The organism is Chitinophaga sp., from assembly GCF_036566945.1.
GTDB lineage: Bacteria > Bacteroidota > Bacteroidia > Chitinophagales > Chitinophagaceae > Chitinophaga.
In genome coordinates this window covers 1-10,264 of record NZ_DATCVJ010000793.1, presented here as the reverse complement: position 1 = coordinate 10,264, position 10,264 = coordinate 1, and the positions used below count along the sequence as shown (strand labels likewise).

Below are 10,264 nucleotides of genomic sequence, written 5' to 3'. Positions count from 1 at the left end.
ATCCGCATAAAACCCTTTCCAGGTCTGATCAAAATACTGGATAGAGGAAGCATAGTTATCGAAGGAAGCCGCATCCCCATTAGCGCCGGAAGCCTGCTGAATATAGATATTGGCAATCAATCCGGCATTCACGCCCAGATTAAATCCCAGCGATACTTCTGCGCCGGTTAACACCGCACTCACAGATACCTGCGTAGAGGCGTTGGGGTTAACATTAGTTTCTTCCAGCGAGCAGGATGCCGGTATTAACAACATACTCACGCCAATGAATAAACGACCGATGGTTTGATGATATATTTTCATGATCAGGTTGACTTAATTGGTTAAAAAGAAACATTCAGTGCCACACCATAACTCTGCGTGCTGGGCGTTGTCCAGAAATCAATACCAGCGGCATTTGACAAACCATTCCGGCTACCCAGATCGGGATCACTGCCACTATAGTTGGTAGACAGTAAAAAGTTTCTCGCAGTCAGCGTTACACTGGCGGCGGATATATGTGCGGGCTTGAGTATTTGCTGCGGCAAAGCATACGTCAGGTTTACATCTTTCAGCTTGATCCAATAAAGATCATGTTCTACATACAGCCCTTGTATATTGAAAGTGTTCCTGTACCATGCCTGAGACAACACGGCTTCAATCGTGTTAGGCGTACCTTTAGAGGCCGTAACGCCTTCAAAAACAGTTTTGCTGCCTCTGGCTACGGTAGACTCATCTACGCCGTTAAATACCATCTGTAAGCGCGGAGCGTTGAATATGTCGAAGCCAAAGCGGCCATCCAGTAAAAAGGAAAACGTAAAGGCGCCATATCTTAATTCATTCCGCAGTCCCACATTAAAATCAGGATTAGGATCACCAATTTTTGTAAATGAACTATTCACCAACGGATACCCATAATTAGCACTGGACGGATCATCATTGATAATAGGTTTGCCTGCTGCGTTACGTTTCACATCTGTACCATAAAACACACCATACGGCTGTCCTGCCTGGCCACGCGCTTCCATCCAGATGCCTCCCAAACTAACACTGGAAATATTATCAGTGATATAATTTACGCGGCTAACATTCTTGTTAAATAATGCGGTGGCCGACCATGAAAATTTTCTACCGCTTACAATGCGTTGCTGCAGCGTTGCTTCAATTCCCTTATTCACAATATTTCCCGCATTGGTAAGCGTATAGGCGGCACCGGTAGAATACGGTAATGTAACCGGAATGATCTGATCCTTACTACTGTTATTATAGTATACTACTTCCAGCTGCGTTTTATCGCGGAAGAAATGCAGATCCAGTCCGGCTTCCCAGGTGCTGATGCGTTCTGGCTTCAGATCAGGATTACCAATGGTGGAGCTATAACTGAGTCCCTGCTTTCCGCTGAAAGGAAAGCTGATTCCACTCTGTATCCAGCCGTTGCTGGTGGTAGGCACATAATAGGTTTCAAGAGAATAGGGATCGGCATCATTTCCAACCTGTGCATACGTAGCGCGAATTTTACCAAAATTCAGGATGCTGTTATTCCAATGGAGGGCATCTGTAAATATGAAACTGGTACTGGCAGAAGGATAAAAGAACGCATTCTTTCCTTTTGCCAGTGTAGAGGTCCATTCATTTCTGCCGGTAAGCTCCAGATATAACCACTTCTTGTAATCCAGCTTCACATCTGCATATCCGGCCACCAGTTTCTTACGGATTGTTTGATTAAATGTTTGGGTAGAAGAAGCATTAGAGATATTAAAGTTTCCGGGAATAGTCAAACCATCCCCACGGGTATTCACCTGGTTCTTCCAGGAATTATAATAATTGTAACCAGCTACCACGGTGAGGTTCAGATCCCTGTTCAGCCGATGGTCGGCCACCAGCAATACATCCAGGTTATTATCTCTTCTGGAATAATTTACATCATTGATGGTGCCTGTTGCCACGCCGGAGGTACCGCGACTAAAAGCGCCTTTTCTCACGTCGGTATAATAATCAATACCATAACGGGCGGTGGCCTTTAGCCAGCTGGTGATATCCAGACTTGCTTCTGCAAAGGTGATAAAGCGATTGAGTTCATCCGACTGCGGATTCATGTTGAGCGACCAATATGGATTATCCCATCCGATGCCATTGGCGTAAGAACGGCTGTCGCCCCATGGCTTGCTGCTGGTAGGTGGCAGCTTGTACGACTCCGGATGTTCCCAGGGGCTGGAGTACCCATTTGTAATATCAAAATTGGCTGGTGAGTTAATGAGTGCCCGAACTACATTCGTATTAAATCCGCCCATCAGCGCGCGGTTGTCTGCACCATCTTTAATGTAGTTGAGTCCTCCCGATACTTTCAGACGATCGTTTACGGTGTAGTCGCCATTGAAACGAAAAGTATGTCTGAAAAAATCTGTGGTAGGAATGATACCGGTTTGTTTCAGATTTCCATAGGAGAAGTAATATCCGGCATTGCCGGTGTTTCCATAGAAGCTGATATGCTGATCATTCGTATAGCCGTTGACGAAAAAATTATCGATATTGTTATACCGGTTTACCGGAATGCCATTGGAGCTGGGATCACTCCTTCCTACAATCGTTCCATTTTTATCAAAGTTACTGGGGAGTGTACTATAGGTCAATGTATCCAATAATGCGCCCCAGTTTTCATCAGATCCTGTGGTGCCGGGTTTCACATATTGCCCGCCAATGCCGTTGGAGAAACTGGTTTGTCTTGGCTGTACACGACGATTAATTTTATCCAATGTAAACGAGCCGCTATAGCTCACGCCAAAAGATTTATCGGTGAGGGAACTGCCTCTTTTTGTGTTGATTACTACCGCACCATTGGCGGCCCTGATACCATACAATGCAGCGGCGGCGGGGCCCTTCAGCACCGTTACACTGGCAATGTCGCCAGGATTAATATCAATACCTCTGTTGGAAGGAGTGGCTAACGATACACTATTGGAGATGGGGAGTATGTCTTGTATAGAATTATCTATCGGTACGCCATCTAAAATAAATAAAGGTGCATTACTCCCCAGCAGTGAACTGTTACCCCTGATTTTTATGGTAGATGATCCTCCGGGAGAACCACCGGAATTATTGATCTGCACACCGGGCACCTTCCCGCTTAATGCAGACACGATGTTAGGTTCACGGCTATCTTTCAATGCTGCGCCTTTTATTTCTCCCACACTATAACCCAATGATCGGGTAGCGCTTTTAATACCTACAGCGGTAACTACTACTTCCGATAAAGCCTGCTGTGGTTCCAACCTGATCACGTTTTGAAGGTCATCTTTTGTAATGACTACTTCCTGCGGTTGATAGCCTACAAAAGTAACGATGATGGTACCGGGCAATGTTGTCAGACTTAGCTGATACGTTCCTGTAACGTCTGTTTGTGTACCTGATTTTCCATTTTTGACACGTACCGAAGCGCCGGGCAACGCTTCCTGCGTTTTACTGTCAATCACTTTTCCTTTTAATATCACGGGGGCCTGTGCAAACGCATGGCTGACGAAAAGTAACAGTGCAGCACACCATACTGCGGGTAGTAAATTTTTATACATACAAATGAGATTAGATTTGGACAGACAGGGCAATAAATTGCCAGGATGGCCGCATTGCGCGCCATACAGTTATTCATTCGGAATGATGAGGAAGGGGCCTAACAACAGCAGCAGCAAACGTATCCCGTTTTGCCGGCATTCATTTTTTTACGATGTCTGTTGTTGTGCAATCGCTGATTCATGGTTGAAAATATTTAATAGTAACTCCCGGTCGCTTGGTTAAAGCAACTTCAATAAAGATTTATTCAGCTTGCTTTGTATGGTGGGACAAAGACTTTTTGCCGGAGATACCGGCGTCTGGTGGTGGTAAATTCTTATTAGTCTACTATAATTGTAGACAAATATACTAAGGGGTTTTGGAAAACGCAAGTCTTTGTCAAAAAAAATAATTGGCGAGGCTTTACTGCAGTCATTCTTCACCATCGCAGGCAAGCCACGCTGTTGAATTTGGTATCTAAATACTAAACAGCTTGAGGCCAGTACAATACTGAACTCAAGCTGCTTAAATTAAATTAAACTTTGTTTGATGCTACGGGGGCAATTTTTAGATCTTTATGGTGATTGTATAAGAGGGTGATTATATTTTTTGCAGGGCAGTAGTAATGAAATCAGCTAATGTTGCAGATGTAATTTCCTGGCCATCTGCGTATTAATCGTTGCTGTATAGGTTCCGGTGCCGCCTACCAACGTGCCTTTCACACCCGTTATAGCCGTGATGGCATATATAATTTTGCCCGCATCAACACCCGCATTTATTTGAAGCTCATACACCTCATCGATATGAAAATCTTCCGGATCAAGGCGGATGTCAAATTCATCACTATAAAGGCAGATGTGGTCTGTGGTAAAATCTGTTACGTAACCACAGGTATTAAGGTCTTGGAGGGCTTCTGCAAGCGATGCATAATTTTTCATATAGTGAGGATTTTAAGCTTAAAATACTTTGGGCATTGAATGGATCATCAATATGGAGTCCTATTCTTCCCGCCCCTGGTTTTCATTCTCGTTGTCATACAGCAGCGATTCTCCCATGCGGATCGCGTCATCGAGAAATTCGCTGCCTTCACTGGTATTATGCGGCGCTTCATTGGTGACCACCCGCATATATTCAGGATTACCGTTTTTGAGGTCCTTGTTGTGTGGACGCAAAAAGAACAGGTTCATAAGGGTAGATTTAAAAGTGATTATTTTTTAGACAATAGATTCCAGGTCGGTCCTGGAGCAGGATCGAATACAGGTAGTCTAAACTATCACCCGTCATCTTCGTTTCAACAGAACGCAGACCTGGAATAATTAGGCTTTCACCGCTTGGGTGGACCACCATTTTTCGAAGTTGATAGTTCCTGCCTGTGCTTCTCCGGCGGGTACCAGGGCGCTATGTGTCACTTCGCCACCGAAGTACACAGGCTTACCATTAGATATTACCTGACGAGGATCGTTAGCCAGCTGCAGATAGCGCGCTACAATTTTGTACATTTCAAAGCGCTCAGGTCCTGCAATTTCAACCCGGCCATTCAACGGGGCTGCTACTGCATATTTAGCTACAAAAGTGGCTACATCATCGGAAGCAATAGGCTGGAATAATACATCTGAAAGATGCACTTCATCACCATCTGTAGCCTGATTGGCAATACCACCAATGAATTCAAGGAATTGCGTGCTGCGGATGATCGTATAAGGAATGCCTGATTGCTCTATCAGTTCTTCCTGTGCTTTTTTGGCTCTCATGTAGCCGATGTTCTGCATAATATCTACGCCAACAATAGATAATGCTACGTGATGTTTTACGCCTGCATTAGTTTCTGCCGCCAGGAGGTTACGACCGGCTGTCTGGAAAAATTCCATGACTGCTTTATCTTCAAATGAAGGAGAATTGGCGAGATCAATAACGATATCGGTGTCTTTCATGGCTTCCGCCAGTCCTTCTCCGGTGATGGTATTAATACCGGTAGCAGGAGAGGCTGCAATTACCTGGTGGCCTGCCTGACGAAGTTGACTTACAACTTTAGTTCCTATGAGGCCAGAGCCTCCGATTACTACGATTTTCATATACTTGATTTTATTTTTAGTGATGCTGCATAGAAGGCGAACGAAATGCCAATTTCCATAAATCATTAAAAATCAATCAAATATCAAAAATCGGGGAGGCAATTTTTCACTGTATATAGTGAAAACACGAAGCCTTTCACTTTATTAAGGGATTTTCGTCAGGAGAAGTAATCGCTCTTGGTAATTCCCAGCTTTTTTATTTTAGAATGTAAGGTATTACCGGGAATTTGTAATACCTCTGCGGCACTGCCGGTGCCGGAAATCTTACCTCCACAGCGTTTCAGCGTTTCTATAATATAACCACGCTCCACTTCCTCCAGGGAACGGTTTAGCAGGAAAGCCTGGTCTTGTTTTTCTGTATCCGTATTACGCGGTATAAAAATATCACTCAAGGTGTTGTCTGTAGCCAATAGTATGCTCCTTTCTATAAGGTGCTCCAATTCCCTGACATTGCCGGGCCAGGTATAGCTACGTAATTGTTGTATCACTCTGGGAGCTATTTTCCTGATAGTACGGCCTGTGTTCCTGCTATATTTCTTTACAAAGAAATGGGTGAGCGCTTCTATATCTTCCAACCTTTCACGTAAGGGAGGGAGATTGATAGGGAATACATTTAACCTGAAATACAGATCAGCGCGAAAGCGCCCTGCTTTTATTTCTTCTTCCAGATTACGATTGGTAGCGGCAATAAGGCGTACATTAATTTTAATTACTTGTTTACCACCTACACGTTCCAGTTCACGCTCCTGGATTACACGCAGCAGTTTGGCCTGTGCTTCCAATGGCAACTCCCCGATTTCATCCAGGAATAGGGTACTGTTATCCGCCATTTCAAATTTCCCGATACGACGATCTATTGCACCAGTAAATGCACCTCGTTCATGACCAAATAATTCACTTTCGATGAGGCTGGCAGGAAGCGCTGCGCAGTTTACTTTCACCATCAGGTTATCTTTCCTGGGGGAGGCATTGTGAATGGCCCTTGCTATCAACTCCTTTCCAGTGCCTGTTTCTCCCAATACCAACACGGTAGTATTAGAATCGGCAACAAGCCCCATCAAACGATATACCTCCTGCATAGCTTCACCACTGCCTATGATTTCTGAAAAGTTGTAGATGGTTTTGATCTGTTCTTTCAAATAATCATTTTCTATTTCCAGTTGCTTTTTGTAGGCCATCAATTTTTCATTGATTAAAATATTGGCCACTGCCACCGTAATCTGTGAACAGATACCTTTTAGTAATAAGGGGCCCAGTGCATCGGCCAGCAGCCAAATGGTGCCGATAATTTTGTCGCCCATACGTAACGGCAAACCATACATGTTTTTCTTACCGGTGGTTTTCCAGAGTTTCGCATAGTCATTACCATTTTTCAATTCTTCCTCTACATTAAATAGGGTACCTTCCTTACTAGCCAGCACCTGTGCCGTATAGGGCTCATCTGTTTTAATTTTGTGGGAGGCCAATTTATCAAAATCCGCCTGGGACTTTCCGAATAAACTGCGATCAAACATAAATATGCCCAGGTGTATGCCATCATCTTCCAACACACGAATCATGGCCAACTTTGTATGCATCGTTTTATCGAGCACTTCTGAAATAGCCACCTGCAACTCATCTTTTGTGCGCACCTTAGTAAGGGTGCTACTAAATCCTAACAGGAAGGCTTGCTCCTCCTGCGTTTGGGCAATCTGCTCATTCGCCATAATATTGGCCATGGCAGTAGATATTTGTGCACATATTCCCTGTAGCAGTTCTATCTTGATATCTTCAATGTCAAGCAGTAACATACCAAGATTAGTTTCACCTGTCCGCAAGCGTATCCCCACAAAACTTTCGAATCCTACTTTTTTCCAGTATTGCAAATAGGCAGATGTGATACCTCGCTGTATTTCTCTTTCTACATTGAACAATAAAGGAATGGCACTATTGAGTATACGGTTTTGCAAACCATCATTAATCGGATATTTTGCTTTCAGCAGCGCCGGGAGGGCCTTGTCATCCCCCGCCGTGCCAATATCATATACATAGGCACTCACGGTAGCTTTATCCTCATTAATCCGTCTGATAACAAAACCACTTTGTTGATCCAGCTTGCGCAGTGCCGTGCGAACAGCACGGGTGAGTTCTTCCTTTGTTCTTACGGTGGCGATATCATTACTGAAATCGAGGAGAAAAGATTTCTCCTTGTCTTTATTCAGTAATTCTTCGTTTTTGATAATATTGGAAACTGCCCCTGACAATTGCGGCGCAATACCTTTCATTACACTTCTGAACTCAGGTGTAAAGCTATCTGTCCGATCGGAGTACAAATGAAGAAAGCCCATGGGCTTTCCTTCTTTCATCAGCCTCGTCATCAGAATTACTCTCACACCTGCTTCATAATTAACACGAAGAAAAGGCGGACTTTGGGGCTTGTCCATTATCTCTTCCAGGAGAAAAGAAATCGGCTCTTCCGCCGTTAATACCGCCTGTATGAAAGGGTCGTTCAGTGAAAACCGGGAAGCTACCATTTCTTTGTACCGCGTATGGGATCTGATGGGAGATCCGTCATTATCCAGCAAAAAAGGGGTATAGGTCTCGTCTTTATGGTCTATTAAAGTAACAATGGTGTGCGTAAAATAGAATAATCCCTTAATTCTCTTTTTGAAAAGTGTGAGCAGGTCATTCTTCTCTCTGACTTTGGTAATATCGTTGCCGAGATCCAGCAATACCTTTCTCTCCTGCTCAAGAATTGATTTGGTCGGGGTATGAAGCTCCAACTCGTTTTTAATATTTCTTTTCATATTAAGAAAACCCAATAGTGGGTATAAATGTTCGCTCGCAAAAAGGGTGAAAAAAATCCTGTAAAAGATACAAAAAATGTGATAATGCTTGTTAAGCGGACAATAAAGCAAGTGAAGTAAGATATTGGGTATACATCGGAAACGCCATAAAAATTATCTCCGGGCATCCATGAACCGACGGCCTTTAAGGATCAAAAAAAAGAACCCGATCCGCCTTTAAAATAATTTTCAATTTCAGCAGACACGAAAAAGCCGCCACAACTTTACATTGCAGCGGCTTTTTCGTTCATCTCACTACGCGTAAGATCGTTTGTTGCCCAACTTAAGGGCAAAACGTTTCCGCCCGACTAAATACAAAGCCTCTGAAATAGAGCTTTTTATACGCGCGTTCTGATACGTAAAATACCTGCCTCTTTTTACTTAATTTACTACCTCACTCACGAAAATGACAGGAATGATATCTGTATACTTTGGAATATCTGCACGAATGGCATCTCTGTTTGGCCCGATAGCCGCCTGGTAAGCCTTTAAGCTTTTTACGTAAAATGTGCCAATGACCATAAACGGCAATGGTTGGTTAGGAATCGCATCGGCAAGCCCTTTTTCAATGGTATATTTAACCAAATTTGCGCCTAAATACGCTGCTACCATAGGCATATGCTTCGTTTCATAATACTCCATATTAAAGGTTTTACCTTCGGCATAGGGGTACAAGACGGATATTTTAATTAAGCCTTTTTCGGCCAAAGCCGCATTCTGCTTCTCCTGGCAAAACGCAGTAAAACAAGCAGTTAAAAGGAAAAGCGATGCCATTAGTTTTAATTTCATAATTAATTTATTAAAAAGTTAAAAGGTGTTGTTTAAGTATTATGACACAAATATTCACCTATTGCTTTTATCGTCAAAACGTTATTTTTAGATGAAAACAATCTAAAAAACCGATTTAGAAAAATGGAACTAAGACAACTCAAATATTTTTTGAAAGCCAGGGAGTCATTAAATTTCACCGAGGCTGCCAGGGCTTTGAATATCAGCCAAAGTACTTTATCACAACAGATTAAGCAACTGGAAGATGAATTAAATGTGCCGCTGTTTAACCGTATTGGAAAAAGAATTACGCTTACTGAAGCTGGTAACCTATTTGGTAAATATGCCTTGCAAAGCATAAATAAAGCTAATGAAGGTTTATTGCTGTTACAGGATTTGAAAAATTTGAATACCGGAAAAATAGTTATTGGTGTAATTTATTCCATGCGGATTCTGTTTGCCCAAAAATTGATTGAATTTGCAAATCAGCATCCAAATATTAAAATCCAGGTGGTATTTGGCACCACAAAAGATCTTCTCGAAAAACTTAACCAGCATCAATTCGATTTTATTTTAACCTTCAATGAGAAAACCAATCATCCTCAGTTGAAATATCAAACACTTTTAAAATCAAATATGGTGCTGGTAACGTCTAAAAAATCAGCGCTGGCCAAAAAAATCAATATCTCACTTAATGAAGTAGCTGAACTGCCATTGGTATTACCTTTCGATGGTTCCAGCACCATACAGTTTATTGAGGAGTCATTCAGGCAAAAAAATTTGACCCCTAATATTTGCATGGAAATAAATGATATACCTACGCTATTTGAAATTGTAAAAACCGGGCATTGGCATACCATATTAAGTGAAACCAGTGTAAACGACCAGGCCGTAGTGGGTATCCCCATTGTTGGGAAAAATATGAGGCGAACTATTATGATTATTTCACTCGCAGAAGCCTATGAAAAAAAAGCCGTAACAAAATTATATAAGATACTGACTACGGTTTGAAGTTTTACATCCACTGGTAGGTATATTGGCAAAAGGAAAAGCGTGATACAATTTTATAATAAAACT

The 10,264-nt window shown here is 42.5% G+C and carries 8 protein-coding genes; 1 reads left to right on the top strand and 7 read right to left on the bottom strand.

All coding sequences use genetic code 11. The features are described from left to right. The 7 genes from VIP81_RS24050 to VIP81_RS24020 all read right to left on the bottom strand — a co-directional run. The coding region (locus VIP81_RS24050) for a hypothetical protein (RefSeq protein ID WP_331967355.1) at positions 1–303 on the bottom strand (303 nt) is incomplete at its 3' end. 20 nt (positions 304–323) lie between these two features. After that, positions 324–3,545: a SusC/RagA family TonB-linked outer membrane protein gene (locus tag VIP81_RS24045; protein WP_331967353.1), complete on the bottom strand. Its 3,222-nt coding sequence runs from the start codon at positions 3,543–3,545 to the stop codon at positions 324–326. 612 nt (positions 3,546–4,157) lie between these two features. Then, positions 4,158–4,460, bottom strand: coding sequence for a hypothetical protein (locus tag VIP81_RS24040; protein WP_331967351.1), 303 nt, complete (start codon positions 4,458–4,460; stop codon positions 4,158–4,160). Between the two features lie 60 nt (positions 4,461–4,520). Next, positions 4,521–4,709, bottom strand: a complete 189-nt coding sequence (locus VIP81_RS24035) for a hypothetical protein (protein WP_331967349.1) — start codon at positions 4,707–4,709, stop codon at positions 4,521–4,523. 129 nt (positions 4,710–4,838) lie between these two features. Next, on the bottom strand, positions 4,839–5,594 hold the full coding sequence (locus VIP81_RS24030; protein WP_331967347.1) for an SDR family oxidoreductase: 756 nt from the start codon (positions 5,592–5,594) through the stop codon (positions 4,839–4,841). 158 nt (positions 5,595–5,752) lie between these two features. Next, positions 5,753–8,380, bottom strand: a complete 2,628-nt coding sequence (locus tag VIP81_RS24025) for a sigma-54-dependent Fis family transcriptional regulator (RefSeq protein WP_331967345.1) — start codon at positions 8,378–8,380, stop codon at positions 5,753–5,755. Between the two features lie 420 nt (positions 8,381–8,800). Continuing rightward, positions 8,801–9,208 carry an EthD family reductase gene (locus VIP81_RS24020; protein ID WP_331967343.1) on the bottom strand — a complete coding sequence of 136 codons (408 nt, stop codon included), beginning with the start codon at positions 9,206–9,208 and terminating at the stop codon, positions 8,801–8,803. Between the two features lie 123 nt (positions 9,209–9,331). Between VIP81_RS24020 and VIP81_RS24015 the strand changes: the two genes are divergently transcribed. Beyond that, positions 9,332–10,198 carry a LysR family transcriptional regulator gene (locus VIP81_RS24015; RefSeq protein ID WP_331967341.1) on the top strand — a complete coding sequence of 289 codons (867 nt, stop codon included), beginning with the start codon at positions 9,332–9,334 and terminating at the stop codon, positions 10,196–10,198. Positions 10,199–10,264 lie beyond the last annotated feature (66 nt).